This is a genomic window from Pseudomonas mediterranea CFBP 5447 (genome assembly GCF_000774145.1).
GTDB classification, from domain to species: Bacteria; Pseudomonadota; Gammaproteobacteria; order Pseudomonadales; family Pseudomonadaceae; genus Aquipseudomonas; species Aquipseudomonas mediterranea.
Map to the genome: position 1 here is coordinate 434,613 of NZ_KN322986.1, position 19,479 is coordinate 454,091.

At 59.0% G+C, this 19,479-nt stretch carries 19 protein-coding genes and 1 pseudogene; 14 read left to right on the plus strand and 6 right to left on the minus strand.

What is annotated here, in order from left to right; genetic code table 11:
* The first annotated feature begins 223 nt into the window (after nt 1-223).
* Entirely contained in the window at nt 224-586 is a 363-nt protein-coding gene (locus N005_RS18830) for a cupin domain-containing protein (RefSeq protein WP_047702581.1), read from the plus strand.
* Nucleotides 587-719: 133 nt separating this feature from the next.
* Here the strand turns inward: N005_RS18830 and rpmG are convergent, their stop codons facing one another.
* Together rpmG and rpmB are read right to left on the minus strand one after the other, a co-directional pair.
* Entirely contained in the window at nt 720-875 is a 156-nt protein-coding gene (gene rpmG / locus N005_RS18835; protein ID WP_003177274.1) for a 50S ribosomal protein L33, read from the minus strand.
* An 11-nt stretch (nt 876-886) separates the two neighbouring features.
* On the minus strand, nt 887-1,120 hold the full coding sequence (rpmB, locus tag N005_RS18840) for a 50S ribosomal protein L28 (protein WP_007921114.1): 234 nt from the start codon (nt 1,118-1,120) through the stop codon (nt 887-889).
* Between the two features lie 436 nt (nt 1,121-1,556).
* On the opposite strand from rpmB, the gene N005_RS18845 reads away from it, so the two are divergent.
* Nucleotides 1,557-3,146: an ABC transporter substrate-binding protein gene (locus tag N005_RS18845; protein WP_047702582.1), complete on the plus strand. Its 1,590-nt coding sequence runs from the start codon at nt 1,557-1,559 to the stop codon at nt 3,144-3,146.
* Between the two features lie 91 nt (nt 3,147-3,237).
* On the opposite strand, the gene radC is transcribed toward N005_RS18845, so the two are convergent.
* Nucleotides 3,238-3,912: a RadC family protein gene (gene radC, locus N005_RS18850; RefSeq protein ID WP_047702583.1), complete on the minus strand. Its 675-nt coding sequence runs from the start codon at nt 3,910-3,912 to the stop codon at nt 3,238-3,240.
* Between the two features lie 145 nt (nt 3,913-4,057).
* On the opposite strand from radC, the gene coaBC reads away from it, so the two are divergent.
* From coaBC to argB, 4 genes and pseudogenes are all read left to right on the plus strand, one after another.
* On the plus strand, nt 4,058-5,266 hold the full coding sequence (gene coaBC, locus N005_RS18855) for a bifunctional phosphopantothenoylcysteine decarboxylase/phosphopantothenate--cysteine ligase CoaBC (RefSeq protein WP_041022862.1): 1,209 nt from the start codon (nt 4,058-4,060) through the stop codon (nt 5,264-5,266).
* 6 nt (nt 5,267-5,272) lie between these two features.
* Nucleotides 5,273-5,728 (plus strand): dUTP diphosphatase, encoded by a 456-nt coding sequence (dut, locus tag N005_RS18860; RefSeq protein WP_047702584.1) that lies wholly within the window; start codon nt 5,273-5,275, stop codon nt 5,726-5,728.
* A 250-nt stretch (nt 5,729-5,978) separates the two neighbouring features.
* A pseudogene (locus tag N005_RS18865) lies at nt 5,979-7,382 on the plus strand (phosphomannomutase/phosphoglucomutase); the annotation flags it as partial.
* A 27-nt stretch (nt 7,383-7,409) separates the two neighbouring features.
* Entirely contained in the window at nt 7,410-8,315 is a 906-nt protein-coding gene (gene argB, locus N005_RS18870; RefSeq protein WP_041021292.1) for an acetylglutamate kinase, read from the plus strand.
* Between the two features lie 187 nt (nt 8,316-8,502).
* On the opposite strand, the gene pyrE is transcribed toward argB, so the two are convergent.
* Nucleotides 8,503-9,147, minus strand: a complete 645-nt coding sequence (pyrE, locus tag N005_RS18875; protein ID WP_047702586.1) for an orotate phosphoribosyltransferase — start codon at nt 9,145-9,147, stop codon at nt 8,503-8,505.
* Nucleotides 9,148-9,230: 83 nt separating this feature from the next.
* Here pyrE and N005_RS18880 point away from each other — a divergent pair, with 83 nt between their 5' ends.
* The gene (locus N005_RS18880) at nt 9,231-10,010 is read left to right on the plus strand and encodes an exodeoxyribonuclease III (RefSeq protein WP_013694557.1); all 780 of its coding nucleotides are present in this window, start codon (nt 9,231-9,233) and stop codon (nt 10,008-10,010) included.
* Nucleotides 10,011-10,185: 175 nt separating this feature from the next.
* Here the strand turns inward: N005_RS18880 and N005_RS18885 are convergent, their stop codons facing one another.
* The gene (locus N005_RS18885) at nt 10,186-10,554 is read right to left on the minus strand and encodes a DUF4870 domain-containing protein (RefSeq protein WP_047702587.1); all 369 of its coding nucleotides are present in this window, start codon (nt 10,552-10,554) and stop codon (nt 10,186-10,188) included.
* Between the two features lie 29 nt (nt 10,555-10,583).
* A complete protein-coding gene (gene rph / locus N005_RS18890) occupies nt 10,584-11,306 on the minus strand; it encodes a ribonuclease PH (protein WP_024780256.1) in 723 nt (240 codons plus the stop codon).
* 267 nt (nt 11,307-11,573) lie between these two features.
* Between rph and N005_RS18895 the strand changes: the two genes are divergently transcribed.
* The 7 genes from N005_RS18895 (at nt 11,574) to N005_RS28345 (ending at nt 19,458) form a co-directional block, all read left to right on the plus strand.
* Nucleotides 11,574-12,437 carry a YicC/YloC family endoribonuclease gene (locus N005_RS18895; protein WP_047702588.1) on the plus strand — a complete coding sequence of 288 codons (864 nt, stop codon included), beginning with the start codon at nt 11,574-11,576 and terminating at the stop codon, nt 12,435-12,437.
* Nucleotides 12,438-12,449: 12 nt separating this feature from the next.
* Complete coding sequence (gene gmk / locus N005_RS18900; protein ID WP_047702589.1) at nt 12,450-13,070, plus strand: guanylate kinase; 621 nt, start codon at nt 12,450-12,452, stop codon at nt 13,068-13,070.
* A gap of 167 nt (nt 13,071-13,237) precedes the next feature.
* Nucleotides 13,238-13,501 carry a DNA-directed RNA polymerase subunit omega gene (gene rpoZ, locus N005_RS18905; protein ID WP_003177259.1) on the plus strand — a complete coding sequence of 88 codons (264 nt, stop codon included), beginning with the start codon at nt 13,238-13,240 and terminating at the stop codon, nt 13,499-13,501.
* Between the two features lie 60 nt (nt 13,502-13,561).
* Nucleotides 13,562-15,667 (plus strand): bifunctional GTP diphosphokinase/guanosine-3',5'-bis pyrophosphate 3'-pyrophosphohydrolase, encoded by a 2,106-nt coding sequence (gene spoT, locus N005_RS18910; protein ID WP_041023882.1) that lies wholly within the window; start codon nt 13,562-13,564, stop codon nt 15,665-15,667.
* Nucleotides 15,668-15,701: 34 nt separating this feature from the next.
* Nucleotides 15,702-16,082, plus strand: a complete 381-nt coding sequence (locus N005_RS18915) for a RidA family protein (RefSeq protein WP_024780260.1) — start codon at nt 15,702-15,704, stop codon at nt 16,080-16,082.
* A gap of 56 nt (nt 16,083-16,138) precedes the next feature.
* Nucleotides 16,139-16,879: a hypothetical protein gene (locus tag N005_RS18920; RefSeq protein WP_047702590.1), complete on the plus strand. Its 741-nt coding sequence runs from the start codon at nt 16,139-16,141 to the stop codon at nt 16,877-16,879.
* An 809-nt stretch (nt 16,880-17,688) separates the two neighbouring features.
* Entirely contained in the window at nt 17,689-19,458 is a 1,770-nt protein-coding gene (locus N005_RS28345; protein WP_055128796.1) for a retron Ec67 family RNA-directed DNA polymerase/endonuclease, read from the plus strand.
* Nucleotides 19,459-19,479 lie beyond the last annotated feature (21 nt).

Genomic DNA, 19,479 nt, shown 5'->3' on the forward strand with positions numbered 1-19,479 from the left:
CCTCCTCTTATTGGGTGTGAGCGTTACAAGGATGCAACCCTCAGGAATTCTGCCCGGCCAGCCTGTTCAGGCGCACACTTTCGGCACAGGGCACCCGCCACCCTAAACCAGCCGCCCCTCAAGTTTCAATATATTTGACACAAGGCCGGTAAACAGCCTTGCGATGTTCGTTTTAATAAACATAGACTCGACCTTCCAAGCAAACACCGGGGGGATTACGGAAATGAGCATCGAGGACATCGTCGACTTCAGCCAAACCAGCACCGTCGCCGATCGCTATCGCCCGGACCCGGCGAAGGTTCTCAAGGGCGATCCCGAACAAGCCGTGTTCAACCACTACAACAGTCCTTGCGGACAGATGAATGCCGGGGTCTGGGAAGGTGCGGTCGGACAGTGGATGGTCAACTACACCGAGCATGAATATTGCGAAATCGTCCAGGGGGTTTCCGTGCTGCGGGACAACGACGGCAATGCCAAGACACTGCGCGCAGGCGACCGCTTCGTGATTCCAGCGGGCTTCAAGGGCACCTGGGAGGTGCTGGAGCCGTGCCGCAAGATCTATGTGGTGTTTGAGCAGAAGGCTTGAGTGTTCGTTGGCCGGGCTGACCCCATCGCGAGCAGGCTCGCTCCCACAGGAATTGGGTCTGGGCTGGAAGCCAGCCACAAAAAAGGCCCGTATCTCGCGATACGGGCCTTTTTCGTAAAGAGGGAAAAATCAATTACTTGATTTTGCCTTCCTTGTAGATCACGTGCTTGCGAACAACCGGATCATATTTCTTGATCTCGATTTTGTCCGGGGTAGTACGCTTGTTCTTGTCGGTAGTGTAGAAGTGACCAGTACCGGCGCTCGAGATCAAACGAATCAATTCACGCATGATTAGCTCCCTTAAACCTTGCCATCGCGGCGAAGTTCGGCCAGCACGACATCAATGCCGCGCTTGTCGATGATACGCATGCCTTTGGCAGATACGCGCAGACGTACAAAACGTTTCTCGGACTCAACCCAGAAGCGGTGATGCTGCAGGTTCGGCAGGAAACGACGACGGGTTTTGTTGTTTGCGTGGGAAATGTTATTCCCAGTCACCGGACCCTTACCGGTAACTTGACAGACTCTAGACATGCCTCAGCCCTCTAAAACCACATGCCCAACCCGGCATGGGTTGGCCGCTTAATCTCTCAGTCATTTGGCGCCAGGCGCCGCGTTTCTTTAAGGGTCTTACCGGCTACACCTACAGTGAAGGAACCGGGCCCCTAGAAAAGAGCGCTGCTTTATACCAGAAAGACCTCGGTGCAACAACAGCCCGTGTGATTTGTCTTTGTCGGGAATCCTCGGGCGACCGTGCCGAACGGCTGCGGCAAAGGCTGGCGATGCTTGTGACCGCTCGTCGCGGCATCCGGTTTTTTTCAATGCCGACCGCTTCCAGCGCATCCATGCACTGGCGAAGCGTGCCGGAAAAAGCAAAAAGGGGATAGTCATTTGGCAACGAGCCCACTAGGGTAGGCCTTTTCCAGACTGCACTCGCAGATGGGCCTTCGACCTGACAAGGAAACCGATCATGCGCCTCGCTGCCGTATCACTGTTGCTCGCCCCTCTGCTGATCAGCCCATTGGCCCAGGCCGCCGCCCTGAGCGTCTGCACCGAGGCCAGTCCGGAGGGATTCGATGTCGTCCAATACAATTCGCTGACGACCACCAACGCCTCCGCCGACGTCCTGATGAACCGACTGGTGGATTTCGACACCGCCAGCGGCAAGGTGGTCCCCAGCCTGGCCGAGCACTGGGAAGTCTCTCCCGACGGCCTGACCTATGTGTTCAAGCTGCATCCAAAGGTCAGGTTCCATCAGACCGAATACTTCACGCCCCATCGCGACCTGAGCGCCGAAGACGTGAAGTTCAGCTTCGAGCGTATGCTGGACCCTGCCAATCCTTGGCATAAGGTCGCCCAGAGCGGCTTCCCGCATGCCCAGTCCATGCAACTGCCGGCGCTGATCAAGAAAATCGACGCCCTGGACCCGCTGACCGTGCGTTTTACCCTCGATCACGCGGATTCCACTTTCCTGGCCACCCTGAGCATGGGCTTCGCCTCGATCTATTCGGCTGAATACGCCGATCAGTTGATGAAGGCCGGCACCCCGGAAAAACTCAACAACCAGCCCATCGGCACCGGCCCGTTCATCTTCAACCGGTTCCAGAAGGACGCCTCGATTCGCTACAAGGCCAACAACGATTACTTCGCCGGCAAGCCCCAGGTCGACCCGCTGATCTTCGCCATTACGCCGGATGCAAACGTGCGCCTGCAGAAACTGCGGCGCAACGAATGCCAGATCGCCCTGTCGCCCAAGCCTTTGGACGTGCAGGCCGCTCGGCAGGAACCGACCCTGAAGGTTGAACAGACCGACGCCTTCATGACCGCTTTCGTGGCGATCAACAGCCAGCATCCGCCTCTGGACAAGCCGGAGGTACGCCAGGCCATCAACCTTGCCTTCGACAAGGCCAGCTACCTCAAGACCGTCTTCGAAGGCACCGCCGAAGCGGCCAACGGCCCCTACCCGCCGAACACCTGGAGCTACGCCAGGAACCTGCCCGGCTATGCCCATGACCCGGCCAAGGCCCGTGAACTGCTGGCCAAGGCCGGCTTGAAGGAAGGGTTCCAGACCACAATCTGGACCCGCCCTTCCGGCAGCCTGCTGAACCCCAACCCCAGCCTCGGCGCGCAACTGCTGCAATCCGACCTGGCGGAAGTCGGCATCCAGGCCGAGATCCGGGTGATCGAATGGGGCGAGCTGATCCGTCGCGCCAAGGCCGGCGAGCACGACCTGCTGTTCATGGGCTGGGCCGGCGACAACGGCGACCCGGACAACTTCCTGACGCCGCAGTTTTCCTGCGCGGCGGTCAAGTCCGGCACCAACTTCGCCCGTTATTGCAACCAGGACCTGGACAAGCTGATCAGCGCCGGCAAGACCACCGGCGAACAGGGCGTGCGCTCCAAGCTCTATGAACAGGCCCAGGCGCAGATCCAGCAACAGGCCCTGTGGCTACCGCTGGCGCACCCGACCGCCTTCGCCCTGGTCCGCAAGGACCTGCAGGGTTATGCGGTCAGCCCGTTTGGGCGCCAGGATTACTCGAAGGTCAGCCTCAAGCCGTAAGTTGCAAGCTGCAAGCTGCAAGCTGCAAGCCCAAGAGCAGATCACACCCAGCTCTGAACTTGCAGCTTGAAGCTGACAGCTTGCCGCTGCTTCACATCCACCCATATTCGGCCATCGACAGCGGCTCCCCATCACCGACGATGAAGTGATCGAGCACCCGCACATCAATCAGCTCCAGCGCTTCTTGAAGTCGTTCGGTGAGCACCCGGTCGGCGTGGCTGGGTTCGGTGTTACCGGAGGGATGGTTGTGGCACAGGATCAGCGCGGCGGCGTTGTGGGCCAGGGCGCGCTTGACCACTTGCCGGGGATGCACGCTGGCGTTGTCGATGGAGCCGCGAAACAGCGTCTCGAAGCCCAGCACCTGATGCCTGGAATTGAGAAACAGACAGCCAAACACTTCATGGGGCTCGTGGCGCAGCATCGACTTCAGGTATTCACGGACGATCCCCGGGCTTTCCAGCGTCGTTCTTTGCCGCGCCCGCTCGGCCAGGTGCCGCCGGCTCATTTCCTGGGCCGCCTGCAACTGCGCGAATTTCGCCGGCCCCAGCCCAATATGGCTGCTGAACGTGATCTGGTCGGCTTCAAGCAGCGCGCGCAGGCTGCCAAATTGAGTCAACAGTTGTCGCGCCAGGTCGACCGCGCTTTTGCCCGACACGCCGGTTCGCAAGAAAATCGCCAGTAATTCTGCGTCCGAAAGACTTCCCGCCCCCGATGCCAACAACCTCTCCCGCGGCCGCTCGGCCACGGGCCAATCCCGAATACTCATAGGCTCTCCCTGATGGTGGGCACCGCTGTTCCATAGCGGTCGCTGTGATATCGTAGCCCATCTTTTTTGCAGGCGATTTGCACCCTGGCAGGCTGCTGTCGAGAAGTTCGTCCTGTATTGACCACTGAAATCCAAAGGCAGGCTTATGCAGCGGCTGTATCGGAAACGCATCGTTCTGGGCGTCGGCGGCGGCATTGCCGCCTACAAGAGCGCCGAGCTGGTTCGCCGACTCATCGACCAGGGCGCGGAAGTGCGCGTCGTCATGACCCGTGGCGGCAGTGAATTCATCACCCCGCTGACCATGCAGGCCCTGTCCGGGCACCCGGTCCACCTGGATCTGCTCGACCCCGCGGCCGAAGCCGCCATGGGCCATATCGAACTGGCCAAGTGGGCCGACCTGGTGCTGATCGCCCCGGCGACGGCCGACCTCATTGCCCGCCTGGCCCAAGGCATTGCCAATGACCTGCTGACCACCCTGGTGCTCGCCACCGATGCCGTGGTCGCCGTCGCACCGGCCATGAACCAGGCCATGTGGCGCGATCCGGCCACCCAGGCCAACCTGCAACTGCTCGAAAGCCGCGACCTGAAAGTCTTCGGCCCGGCCTCCGGCAGCCAGGCCTGCGGCGATGTCGGCATGGGCCGCATGCTCGAAGCCACCGACCTGGCCCAATGTGCCGCCGACTGTTTCCAGCGCCACGCCCTGACCGGCAAGCACGTGCTGATCACCGCCGGACCCACCCAGGAAAACATCGACCCGGTGCGCTACATCACCAACCACAGCTCCGGCAAAATGGGCTTCGCCCTGGCCGAGGCCGCAGTGGAAGCCGGCGCCCGGGTGACATTGATCACCGGCCCCGTGCACCTGCCGACGCCGGATCGGGTGACCCGTATCGACGTAGTCAGCGCCCGGGACATGCTCGCGGCTTGCGAAGCAGCCATCCCCTGCGACCTGTTCATCGCCTCGGCCGCGGTAGCGGACTACCGTCCTGAAGTCATTGCCCCGCAAAAATTAAAGAAAGACCCTACGAGCGGCGACGGCCTGTTATTACAAATGGTCCGCAACCCGGACATCCTCGCCACCATCGCCACCCGCCCCGACCGTCCCTTCAGTGTCGGCTTCGCCGCCGAAACCGAAAACCTGCTCGATTACGCCGCGCGCAAGCTCAAGGACAAGAACCTGGACTTGATCGTCGCCAACGACGTCGCCAACCCGAGCATCGGCTTCAACAGCGAAGAAAACGCCTGCAGCGTGATCGACCGCCAGTTGCACGCCACCCTTTTCGCCCAGACCAGCAAGGGCAAGATTGCCCGCCAACTGATCACTTTCATCGCCGAACGACTGAACCAGGTTTAATTTTCCATGCACGCTCTACAAGCCAAGATCCTCGATCCTCGCATCGGCAACGAATTCCCGCTGCCGCAATACGCCACACCGGGCTCCGCCGGCCTCGACCTGCGGGCCATGCTCAAGCAGGACACCGTCCTGGAGCCGGGCCAGACCCTGCTGATTCCCACCGGCCTTTCGGTGTACATCGGCGATCCGGGCCTGGCCGCGCTGATCCTGCCGCGTTCGGGCCTGGGCCATAAGCATGGCATCGTGCTGGGCAACCTGGTGGGCTTGATCGACTCCGACTACCAGGGCGAGCTGATGGTGTCGTGCTGGAACCGCGGCCAAACGGCCTTCAACATCGCGGTGGGTGAACGCATCGCCCAACTGGTGCTGGTACCGGTGGTCCAGGCCCACTTCGAACTGGTCGAGGAATTCGACGAGAGCCAGCGCGGCGCAGGCGGTTTCGGGCATTCCGGCAGCCACTGACCGATGGGACAGGCCGGGCGCAACTGCCCGGCCGGTTATTAAGCTTCTGTTTCAGGGCAAAAAATGCGCAATGGCTTTCTGCTAGGTTTCCCATCCGGAATCAAGGTATTAGGCGAGCGAGGCCGGGGTAACGCTGTCTCATGGCATTTTCCCACCACGAACTCTCTGTCAAAAACGCCGTCATACCCTTCAGCTTGAGCCTGCCGGCGCTGACCGCCGGCCTGTCCAGTCACCTTCTGAATAGAGCGTCCCGCCCATGAACACCCCAGCCGCAATCGCACCGATCTTTCCTGACAGCATCTTCCGCGCCTACGACATCCGTGGCGTCGTGCCGGAAACCCTGACTGGCGAAACCGCCTATTGGATCGGCCGCGCCATTGGCTCCCAGAGCCTGGCCCAGGGCGAACCGAACGTGTGCGTCGGCCGCGATGGCCGCTTGTCCGGCCCCGAGCTGGTCGAGCAGTTGATCAAGGGCGTTGCCGACAGCGGTTGCCACGTCAGCGATGTCGGCCTGGTCCCGACCCCGGCGCTGTATTACGCCGCCAACGTACTGGCCGGCAAATCCGGCGTGATGCTCACCGGCAGCCACAACCCGTCGAACTACAACGGCTTCAAGATCGTCATCGCCGGCGACACCCTCGCCAACGAGCAGATCCAGGCCCTGCATACCCGCCTCAAGACCAATGACCTGAGCAGCGGTGAAGGCACCGTCACCAAAGTCGACATCCTCCAGCGCTACAGTGACGAAATCGTCAAGGACGTGAAGCTGGCGCGCCGCCTGAAAGTGGTGGTCGACTGCGGCAACGGCGCAGCCGGCGTGATCGCCCCGCAACTGATCGAAGCCCTGAACTGCGAGGTCATCCCGCTGTTTTGCGAGGTGGACGGCAACTTCCCCAACCACCACCCGGACCCGGGCAAGCTGGAAAACCTCGAAGACCTGATCGCCAAGGTCAAGGAAACCAACGCCGACCTGGGCCTGGCCTTCGACGGTGATGGTGACCGCGTGGGCGTGGTGACCAACACCGGCAGCGTCGTGTTCCCTGACCGCCTGCTGATGCTGTTCGCCAAGGACGTCGTGGCCCGCAACCCCGATGCGGAGATCATTTTCGACGTCAAATGCACCCGTCGCCTGGTACCGCTGATCAAGGAATACGGCGGCCGTCCGCTGATGTGGAAGACCGGTCATTCGTTGATCAAGAAAAAAATGAAGCAAAGCGGCGCCCTGCTGGCCGGCGAAATGAGCGGCCACATCTTCTTCAAGGAGCGCTGGTTCGGTTTCGACGACGGCATCTACAGCGCCGCGCGCCTGCTGGAGATCCTCAGCAAGGAGCAATCCAGCGCCGAGGACCTGTTCGCGACCTTCCCGAACGATATTTCTACGCCGGAAATCAATATCCATGTGACCGAAGAGAGCAAATTCAGCATCATTGATGCACTGCACGACGCTCAATGGGGCGAAGGGGCCGAACTGACCACCATCGATGGTGTGCGGGTCGACTATCCCCACGGCTGGGGCCTGGTTCGCGCGTCCAACACCACACCGGTGCTGGTCCTGCGTTTCGAGGCCGATAACGAAGCCGAGCTGCAGCGCATCAAGGATGTGTTCCACACCCAACTCAAACGTGTTGCACCCGATCTTCAACTACCGTTTTGATTTTTTGAAGCGCCACTGGAGCCCTGAATGACCCTCGAACGCGAAGCCGCCACCAACACCGCCAAGGTCTTGTCCGAAGCGTTGCCTTATATCCGACGCTACGTCGGCAAGACCCTGGTGATCAAATATGGCGGCAACGCGATGGAAAGCGAGGAGCTGAAGACCGGCTTCGCCCGCGACATCGTGCTGATGAAGGCCGTGGGCATCAACCCGGTGGTGGTGCATGGCGGTGGCCCGCAGATCGGCGACCTGCTCAAGCGCCTGGCGATCGAAAGCCACTTCATCGATGGCATGCGCGTCACCGACGCGCAGACCATGGACGTGGTGGAAATGGTCCTCGGCGGCCAGGTCAACAAGGACATCGTCAACCTGATCAACCGCCATGGCGGCAGCGCCATCGGCCTGACCGGCAAGGACGCCGAGCTGATCCGGGCGAAGAAACTCACCGTCACCCGCCAGACGCCGGAAATGACCCAGCCGGAAATCATCGACATCGGCCAGGTGGGCGAAGTGGTCGGGATCAACACCGACCTGCTGAACCTGCTGGTCAAGGGCGATTTCATCCCAGTGATCGCGCCTATCGGCGTGGGCGCCAACGGCGAGTCGTACAACATCAACGCCGACCTGGTGGCCGGCAAGGTCGCCGAAGCATTGAAAGCTGAAAAGCTGATGCTGCTGACCAACATCGCCGGCCTGATGGACAAGTCGGGCAAGGTCCTGACCGGTCTGTCGACCCAACAGGTCGACGATCTGATCGCGGACGGCACCATCTACGGCGGCATGTTGCCGAAGATCCGTTGCGCGCTGGAAGCGGTGCAGGGCGGTGTTGGGAGCTCGCTGATCATCGATGGCCGGGTACCGAATGCGATCCTGCTGGAGATCTTCACCGATACTGGCGTGGGTACGTTGATCAGCAATCGCAAGCGCGCTTAAGCAATACCCATGAAAAAGACCCCGCTCAGCCTGGCTGAGCGGGGTCTTTTTTTGTGCCAATCACCTGCGAAATATCCCATGTGGGAGCGAGCCTGCTCGCGATAGCGGTGGATCAGTCGACATCGATGTCGGATGATCAGTCGCTATCGCGAGCAGGCTCGCTCCCACAGGGGATTGTGCAAACCGTTCAGACGCCGAACTGCGCCCGATAAGCCTCGACCGCCGGCAAATGCTGCTTGAGCTGCGGGTCGTCGGCCAAAAACTCCAGGACCTGGGTCAGCGAAACGATGCTGATGACCGGAATGCCGAAGTCGCGCTCCACCTCCTGGATCGCCGACAGCTCGCCGTTGCCACGCTCCTGACGGTTCAGGGCAATCAGCACGCCGGCGGCCTTGGCGCCGTCCTGGGAAGCGATGATCTGCATCACTTCGCGGATGGCGGTGCCGGCGGTGATCACGTCGTCGATGATCAGCACGTCACCGGTCAGCGGCGCGCCCACCAGGCTGCCGCCTTCACCGTGGGCCTTGGCTTCCTTGCGGTTGAAGCACCAGGGCAGGTCGCGGTCGTGATGTTCGGCCAGGGCGACGGCGGTGGTGGCGGCCAGCGGGATGCCTTTGTAGGCCGGGCCGAACAGTACGTCGAACGGGATGCCGCTCTCGACGATGGCCGCCGCATAGAAGCGACCCAACTGGGCCAGGGCGGAACCGCTGTTGAACAGGCCGGCGTTGAAGAAGTACGGGCTCGTGCGCCCGGACTTGAGGGTGAACTCACCGAAGCGCAAAACCCCGCGATCGATGGCAAAGCGAATGAAATCGCGCTGATACGCCTGCATGAAAAAAAGCCTCAAATACCGCGGATTTAGCTAAATAGGTACACGGCGTGTATCATACACGCACGTGATTTTTGGGGCCATTTATGCGGATCATCAGTGTGAACGTCAATGGTATTCAGGCTGCAGTGGAGCGTGGTTTGCTCAGTTGGCTGCAAGCACAGAATGCCGACGTCATCTGCCTGCAGGACACCCGCGCCTCCGCCTTTGAACTGGACGATGCAGCCTTCCAACTGGATGGTTACTTCCTTTATGCCTGCGATGCCGAAGTCCCCGCCCAGGGTGGCGTGGCTCTGTACTCGCGGCTGCAACCGAAGGCTGTCATCAACGGTCTCGGTTTCGAGACGGCGGACCGCTACGGGCGCTACCTGCAAGCCGATTTCGACAAGGTCAGCATCGCGACCTTACTGCTCCCTTCGGGGCAGAACGGCGATGAAGATTTGAATCAGAAATTCAAGTTGATGGACGATTTCGCCCGTTACCTGGATAAGCAGCGGCGCAAACGTCGTGAGTACATCTATTGTGGCTCGCTGTACGTGGCGCAACAGAAGCTGGACATCAAGAACTGGCGCGACAGCCAGCAATCTCCGGGTTTCCTGGCGCCTGAACGGGCCTGGATGGACGAGATCATCGGCAACATGGGCTATGTCGACGCCCTGCGCGAAGTCAGCCGCGAAGGCGACCAGTACAGCTGGTGGCCGGACAACGAACAGGCCGAGATGCTCAACCTCGGTTGGCGCTTCGACTACCAGTTGCTGACGCCTGGCCTGCGCCGTTTCGTCCGCAGCGCCCGCTTGCCGCGCCAGCCACGGTTCTCGCAGCATGCGCCGCTGATCGTGGATTACGACTGGACGCTGACGATCTAAGGGTCGTTTCGCAGATACAAAAAAACCGACAGCACTGTCGGTTTTTTGTGGGCAATCACTTCCCCCTGTGGGAGCAAGCCTGCTCGCGATGAGGGCTCAACATTCAACATCGATGTTGACTGACCCACCGCTTTCGCGAGCAGGCTCGCTCCCACACAGGGTTATGCATTGATCGTTATTTGATCACCCGCCAGGTAAACGGGTACCGATACGGCTGCCCTTCGTTGGCCTTGATCCCGCCGATGATGGTCAGCACCAGCGCGCCGATGGCGATCAGCCCGAACAGGAAGAAGCCGATCACCACGATCATCAACAGGAAGCTGATGAGCGAGGCAATCGCCACGGTGATCTGGAAGTTCAGCGCTTCCTTGCCTTGGGCATCGATGAACGGATCGGATTCGCGCTTGATCTGCCAGAGCACCAGCGGCCCGATCAGCGTACCGAACGGAATCACCAGGCCCGACAAGGCGGACAGGTGGCAGAACATCGCCCACTGACGCGCCTCCCTATCCGGCTGGGGCAGTACCACTTGTTCATCACTCATGACGCTCTCCTTGTCTGAAGCGCTGTAGATCAATCGGCCAGGGCGGCCTTTTGCAGTTCGAAAATTTCGCTCATGCCTTTCTTTGCCAGTTCCAGCATAGCGTTCAGCTCTTCAGGCTGGAATGGCGCGCCTTCGGCGGTGCCCTGGACTTCGATGAAGCCGCCAGCGCTGGTCATGACCACGTTCAGGTCGGTCTCGGCAGCGGAGTCTTCCAAGTAATCCAGGTCCAGCACCGGCTCGCCCTGGTACATGCCCACGGAGACCGCGCCGATCATCTGCTTGAGTGGGTCGCCGCCCTTGAGGCCACCGCGCTTCTTGATCACTTTCAGGGCATCGACCAATGCAACCATGGCACCGGTGATGGACGCGGTGCGGGTGCCGCCATCGGCCTGGATCACATCGCAATCAACGTACAGCGTCACGTCACCCAGCTTGGACATGTCCAGGGCGGCGCGCAGCGAACGGCCGATCAGGCGCTGGATTTCCAGGGTTCGCCCGCCTTGCTTGCCACGGCTAGCCTCGCGCTGGTTCCGCTCACCGGTGGCGCGCGGCAGCATGCCGTACTCGGCCGTCAACCAGCCCTGGCCCTGGCCCTTGAGGAACCGAGGCACGCCGTTTTCGACGCTGACGGTGCAGATGACCTTGGTATCACCGAATTCGACCAGTACGGATCCCTCGGCGTGTTTGGTGTAGTTGCGGGTAATGCGGATCGAGCGGAGCTGATCGGCAGCGCGACCACTTGGACGTTTCATAGGGAACACCTGTACAGAGGACGGAAAACTGCCGGCATTATAAAGCCGCGAATCGTCCTAGGGCAGTTTAAAACGTCGCGCCGTTTTAAAAACCGCCGCCTCAAAGACCCGCCCGACGGGCTGCAGCGCTTTGTCACAGGCACGGTTTGGGGGCATGCGCCTCACTGCGCTACAATCCTGCGCCTTTGCTGCCCGTCGGCTTTTTATCCACAGACTCCAGGCGCCACGACCCCGGTCGTGCCCGGCCTGCATTGCGAGGAACCTCCCATGGTGCACAGCATGACCGCCTTCGCCCGCGTCGAAAAGGCCGGCGCCCAAGGCACGCTGAGCTGGGAACTGCGCTCGGTCAACAGCCGCTACCTGGAGCCGCACCTGCGCCTGCCCGAATCCTTCCGCGACCTGGAAGGCAGCGTGCGCGAAGCACTGCGCCAAGGCCTGTCCCGGGGCAAGCTGGAATGCACCCTGCGCTTTACCGAAGAAAGCACCGGCAAGCCATTGCAAGTGGACCGCGAACGCGCCGCGCAACTGGTGGCAGCGGCCGAAACCGTCGCCAGCCTGATCAAGCACCCCGCCGCCCTGAACCCGCTGGAAGTCCTGGCCTGGCCCGGCGTACTGGTGGGCGATGCCAGCGACCCCCAGGCCCTGAATGCCGAGGCGCTGGCGCTGTTCAACCAGGGGCTCAAGGAACTCAAGGCCGGCCGTGAGCGCGAAGGCGCGGAACTGGCCCGGCTGATCAACGAGCGCCTGACCTCCATCGAAGCAGACGTGACGACCCTGCGCGAACTGGTTCCGCAGATGCTCGCCACCCAACGCCAGAAAGTCCTGGACCGCTTCGCCGACATGAAGGCCGAGCTGGATCCGCAGCGCCTGGAACAGGAAATGGTCATGCTTGCGCAGAAAAGCGACGTGGCCGAAGAACTGGATCGCCTGAGCACCCACATCATCGAAGTCCGCCGGGTGCTCAAGTCCGGTGGTGCGGCCGGACGCCGCCTCGACTTCCTGATGCAGGAGCTCAACCGCGAAGCCAATACACTGGGCTCCAAAGCCTTCGACCCGCGCAGCACCCAGGCTGCGGTCAACCTCAAGGTGTTGATCGAGCAGATGCGCGAACAAGTGCAGAACATTGAGTAAGGCTAACCCGACATGACCCACAGCACCGGCACTCTCTACATCATTTCCGCGCCCTCGGGCGCCGGCAAGACCAGCCTGGTCAAGGCCCTGATCGACGCCGAGCCGCAGATCCGCGTCTCGGTTTCCCACACCACCCGCGCCATGCGCCCGGGTGAAGTGAACGGCGTGAACTACCACTTCGTCGACCGCGAAGAATTCGTCAGGATGGCCGAGCACGGCGACTTCCTGGAGCGCGCCGAAGTCTTCGGCAACCTCTACGGCACTTCGCAAAGCTACTTGCAGCAGACCCTGGACGAAGGCCACGACCTGATCCTGGAGATCGACTGGCAAGGCGCCGAACAGGTGCGCAAGCTGATGCCCCAGGCCCGTTCGATCTTCATCCTGCCACCCAGCCAGCAGGCCTTGCGCCAGCGCCTGACCAACCGTGGCCAGGACAGCGACGAGATCATCGAAGGCCGGATGCGTGAAGCGGTCAGCGAAATGAGCCACTACGTGGACTACGACTACCTGATCATCAACGACGATTTCGCCCAGGCGCTGGACGACCTGAAGGCGGTTTTCCGCGCCAATCAGCTGCAACAGAAACGCCAGCAGCAACGTTTCGGTAAATTATTGGCCGAACTGCTGGGCTGACCCGCCCTTCCCAAAACCGCTGCAACGGCTTTACATTGGCACTTGCAGCGCGCCGAGGGGGTTGGTCAAAAAATCAGCGCTTCCCTAAACGCTGGTGTTTTTTTAAACTGTCGAGTCCGCTCGCCCAACCGGGCAGCGCGCATATTGCATTCGCTCCGAGGAATACCATGGCCCGCGTAACCGTTGAAGACTGCCTAGAACACGTGGAAAACCGCTTTGAGCTGGTCATGCTCTCTACCAAGCGTGCCCGTCAACTGGCCACCGGCGGCAAAGAGCCATTGGTCCAGTGGGAAAACGACAAGCCTACCGTGGTAGCGCTGCGTGAAATCGCCGAAGGCCTGATGAGCTACGAGTTCATCGCCAACGCTGAAATCGTTGAAGACGAACCGCTGTTCGCAGCGTTCGAGGACGAGTCCAACGAGGCGGTCTAAATCTATGCCTGGTCGACGTAGCACGGCGCGGGGTCACAGCAAACGGCAGGAGTCATCATCATGCCGAGCATAGACGCCCTCGCCGATCGCTTATCGGCCTACCTCGGCACGGACCAGGTCAATCTGGTCCGCCGAGCCTACTTCTACGCCGAACAAGCCCACGACGGCCAACGCCGCCGCAGTGGCGAAGCGTACGTCACACACCCGCTTGCTGTAGCGGGCATCCTTGCCGACATGCACATGGACCATCAGAGCCTGATGGCGGCCATGCTCCATGACGTGATCGAAGACACCGGCATTGCCAAGGAAGCGCTGCAAGCGCAGTTCGGCGAAACCGTGGCCGAACTGGTCGACGGGGTCAGCAAACTGACCCAGATGAACTTCGAGACCAAGGCCGAGGCCCAGGCCGAGAACTTCCAGAAAATGGCCATGGCCATGGCTCGGGACATTCGCGTGATCCTGGTCAAGCTTGCCGACCGCCTGCACAACATGCGCACCCTGGAAGTGCTGTCCGGTGAAAAACGCCGACGCATCGCCAAGGAAACCCTGGAAATCTACGCGCCCATTGCCAACCGCCTGGGCATGCATGCGATCCGCATCGAATTCGAAGACCTCGGCTTCAAGGCCATGCACCCGATGCGTTCGGCGCGCATCAACCAGGCCGTCAAGCGCGCCCGGGGCAACCGCAAGGAAATCGTCAACAAGATCGAAGAGTCGTTGAGCCACTGCCTGGCCATCGACGGCATCGAAGGCGAAGTCAGCGGGCGACAGAAACACCTCTACGGCATCTACAAGAAAATGCGCGGCAAGCGTCGGGCCTTCAACGAGATCATGGACGTCTACGCGTTCCGGATCATCGTCGACAAGGTCGACACCTGCTACCGCGTGCTGGGTGCTGTGCATAATTTGTACAAACCGCTGCCGGGACGCTTCAAGGACTACATCGCGATTCCCAAGGCCAACGGCTACCAGTCGCTGCACACCACGCTGTTCGGCATGCACGGCGTACCGATCGAGATCCAGATCCGTACCCGTGAAATGGAAGAAATGGCCAACAACGGCATCGCCGCCCATTGGCTGTACAAATCCAGCGGTGACGAACAACCCAAGAGCACCCACGCTCGGGCCCGACAGTGGGTCAAGGGTGTGCTGGAAATGCAGCAGCGGGCCGGCAACTCCCTGGAGTTCATCGAGAGCGTCAAGATCGACCTGTTCCCGGACGAGGTCTACGTCTTCACGCCCAAGGGCCGGATCATGGAGCTGCCCAAAGGCTCCACGGCGGTGGACTTCGCCTATGCGGTGCACACCGACGTCGGCAACAGCTGCATCGCCTGCCGGATCAACCGTCGCCTGGCGCCGTTGTCCGAACCGCTGCAAAGCGGCTCCACGGTGGAAATCGTCAGCGCCCCCGGCGCACGGCCGAACCCGGCGTGGCTCAACTTCGTGGTCACCGGCAAGGCCCGTACCCACATCCGCCACGCCCTGAAGCTGCAACGCCGCTCCGAATCCATCAGCCTCGGCGAACGCCTTCTGAACAAGGTGCTAAACGGCTTCGACAGCTCGCTGGAAAAAGTCCCGACCGAGCGCGTGCAGGCGATGCTCCAGGAATACCGCCTCGAACTGGTGGAAGACCTGCTCGAAGACATCGGCCTGGGCAATCGCATGGCCTACGTCGTCGCCCGCCGCCTGCTCGGCGAAGGCGAACAACTGCCAAGCCCCGAAGGCCCGCTGGCGATCCGCGGTACCGAAGGCCTGGTGCTCAGCTACGCCAAGTGCTGCACGCCGATCCCGGGCGACCCGATTGTCGGCCACCTGTCCGCCGGCAAAGGGATGGTGGTGCACCTGGACAACTGCCGCAACATCAGCGAAATCCGCCACAATCCGGAAAAATGCATCCAGCTCTCCTGGGCCAAGGATGTCACCGGCGAATTCAATGTCGAGCTGCGGGTCGAACTGGAACACCAGCGCGGCCTGATCGCCCTGCTGGCCAGCAGCGTCAACGCCGCCGACGGCAACATCGAGAAAATCAGCATGGACGAGCGCGACGGCCGCATCAGCGTCGTCCAACTGGTGGTCAGCGTGCACGACCGCGTACACCTGGCCCGCGTGATCAAGAAACTGCGAGCCCTGACCGGCGTTATCCGCATCACCCGCATGCGCGCATAACCCCCAATAGCCCAGCCATTACAAGGAGTCATACATGACCAAAACCGTCATCACCAGCGACAAGGCCCCAGCCGCCATCGGTACTTATTCCCAGGCGATCAAGGCGGGCAACACCGTGTACATGTCGGGCCAGATCCCCCTGGACCCGAAAACCATGGAGCTGGTGGAAGGCTTCGAAGCCCAGACCGTACAGGTCTTCGAAAACCTTAAAGCAGTAGCCGAAGCCGCCGGCGGGTCGTTCAAGGACATCGTCAAGCTCAACATCTTCCTCACCGACCTGAGCCACTTCGCCAAGGTCAACGAGATCATGGGCAAGTACTTCGAGCAGCCCTACCCTGCCCGCGCCGCCATCGGCGTAGCAGCCCTGCCAAAGGGCGCGCAGGTCGAGATGGATGCCATCCTGGTCATCGAGTAACAAGGCCGGCGCAGCGTCCCCCGCTGCGCCGTTTTCGTTTTGAAAGGATTCCACCCATGCGCAAAGCGCTTGCTCTCCCGCTGCTCGCCCTCCTCCTGGCCGGCTGCGCCAGCGACCCTGCCGACCGTGACATCAGCGGCACCTGGATCAACCAGGCCGCCATCGACGCTGCCGCCAAGGGTGGCCCCCTGCGCGAAGCGCTGCAGGCCTACGGCCCGAACCTGGAATGGGACATCAACACCCGGGCTGGCCAGGCGCGCTACACCAACGGTTTTGAAAACGTCGAAGGCAAGTTGCTGGCCGAAGACGACGGCGTGTGGAAAGTCGACATCTACGGCAGCGCCGCCAGCGAACTCAAGCGCGACGGCAACCAACTGAGCCAGGCCGCCACCGAGAACGAGCCGCAACAGCTCTTCGACCGCGCACAAGTCCAGGTCCCGGAAGGCGCCCCCATCGGCGCGAGTTTCGAGCGAGCGCTCTACGCCGCCTACCTGAGCGGCACCTGGAACATCGTCAACGGCCCCGGCCAAGGCGCCACCGTCCAGTTCCAACCCGACGGCCAAGTCAGCGGCCTGCCGGGCACCGACCGCTACGCCCTGTGCCTGGCAGGCGACTGCGCCACCATGAGCAACGGCAATGACACCATCTGGCTGCAAAAGAACGGCGTTGGGAATACCTGGATCTTTGCTCGGGATGGCAAGCGACTGGAGATATTCCAGACGGTGAATGCGTCGTTGGCGGATGAGATTCCGTCGTATACGGCGGGGCCTCGGCAGTGGGTGTTGGAAAAGCAGTAATCCGCTCCCCCTGCACTAGCCCGCCCGATCCAGCGGCGGGCGCCTCCATCACCACAAGTAAGCTCAGTGCCTACCAATTTGCCCTTTCTGCCCACAAGCCTCGGAATGCCACAGATCTAATTTGTAAGAGGCGCGCCCAACACCATGACGTCGGCTAACTTGTTCAACGCAAGGGTAGTGATGTCCATACCCAGCTTGATGCCAACAGCTTTTGACCGATATCAAAATGGAAGTCGTCATTCGCAATCTCTTCTCAGCGTTTCCTGCCCGCGAGCAGGTCAGTTTAGGGGGGTGATCGTTGAGCCTCCTGAGACCGCTCTTGTGCTTTTCCTTCAGGCAAAAAAAAGCCCAGGACCGCCGAGCAGGTTCTAAAAATTACCTGCGAGCTGTACTGAGCTGTTGATCAATCTTGGGTCAACGTTGTCACCTCCGTCAACCCCGAATAACTGGAATAACCAGATCATAGGAAACCAGAGATGGCCGAACGGATTCGACCCGAAGCAGCCCTTCGCGGAAGGGGCTATCGGCCAGAAGCGAACGTACAGCCATCTCTCTAGAGTCCACATAGATGGGTGATGAAAATCCTGGTTATCAGACTACATCGGACCTTTTTCAAAAGATTGATTTCGGATTCCACGGTTTGTTAACCTCGCTCTCGGCTTACGGGCAGATTTTGGATCGCGCATCGCGATCAGTGAAAAAATTGTCCGAAAGGATTGCCCTTGTAGTGACTTGTCGATTCTTGACGGTCCTGGCACAGTGCGTAGGAGTGCCCGTAAGCCCCTTTCCTTTATCAAAAAAGTCAATACATGAAAAAGATCAGTGCCTTGCGCCTAGCAAAGACTAAGCCAGACCTTGCATTGCTGATGGGTATTGATGCTTCGTTTCTGACAAATATTCTTTACAGACTAAAACCAACAACTCAATATACGAGTTTTACCATCCCGAAGAAAAGTGGTGGGGTACGTACTATTTATGCTCCGTCCGATGAGCTGAAGTCGATTCAGAGCGCTCTCTCCAATTTACTGCAAGACTGCATTCAGGAAATAAATACTTCAAAGGGACCAAAATTTAAATCAACTCTTTCCCATGGATTTGTGCGTGACCGCTCAATTTTAACAAATGCAATAATGCATCTTAATAAAAGAAACGTCTTAAACATTGACTTAAAGGATTTTTTTGACCAGTTTAATTTTGGTAGAGTTCGAGGCTATTTCATATCAAATAAAATTTTTCAGCTTGATCCGGCCGTAGCGACAGTAATTGCTCAAATTGCTTGCTACGACAACAAGCTGCCCCAAGGAAGCCCGTGCTCTCCAGTTATAACAAATTTGATAACCCATTCGCTTGACATTAGGCTAGCATCGTTGGCACGGGATAACTCATGCACCTACACTAGATATGCTGACGACATTACTATATCAACGCGAAAAAAAGATTTTCCAAGTAATCTAACGTCTGACCGAGCATCTGGATATGTTATTGGAAGTAGGCTCGCAGCGGAAATCAAACGTGCAGGATTTAGTGTCAACTCTACAAAAACTAGAATTCAATACGAAGACTCTCGTCAAGATGTCACAGGGTTAATTGTTAACAAAAAACTCGGAACCAAATCTGAATATTGGCGTACTGTTAAGTCGCAGTGTCATGCACTATTTCAAACTGGAAAATTTTTAGAGAACAGTTCAAATCCACCGCAAGCCGGTAGTATTTTCGTATTGGAGGGAAAGTTAAGCTTCATAGACCAGGTAGATTTCTTTAATCGAAAGCGAAGCAAGCCGCTCTTGAATCCGGAGTATGAACTCTCGAAACATGGATCGAAAACTAGAAAGCTTCTTAATGGGAGAGAACGTACATTCAGCAGGTTTCTCTTCTATAAGCATTTTTATGGTAATACTAAGCCCACAATTGTATGCGAGGGGAAGACGGACAACGTCTACCTGAAAGCTGCTATTAATAAGCGCGCAGCTGCGTTCCCAAGCCTGGCCAAGGCTAAGTCCGGTAACGCCCCATACGAGCTCCTTGTTCATTTCATTAATTATACTAACCGAACGAGATTTCTCCTTGAACTCTACGGTGGAACGCCATATTTAAAAGAGTTTATGCTGGACTATGATGAGCAATTTAAATTTTATAAAGCGCCCATGCCGACCCATCCCGTTATTATTATCCTAGATAATGACGATGGATTTGGGAAAATTGAAGGTGTTTTAAAAGGCAACAAATATAGCCCAACAGTCTTTCCTGTTACTTTACCAGTCACCGACTTTCGGAATGCTGAATTCATACATGTAGTACATAATCTTTATATTGTGCTTACACCACTGAAAGGCAAGGGCAACAAGAGTTCAATTGAAGACTTATTCACAAAAAAAACCAGAGCAACAAAACTTGGAGGAAAGGTATTTAATAAACAAAATAAGACTGATAGTGACACTGAGTACGGCAAGGAGTATTTTGCCAGCAAGGTTGTGGCCCCTAACAAACATAAAATAAATTTTTCCGGATTCAACCCTCTTTTAGGACGCATCGATCAATGCATTCAACATTTCGCTACAGTGAAGCTGGTAAAGCCATGAAGGGAGCCATATTACGCCCCT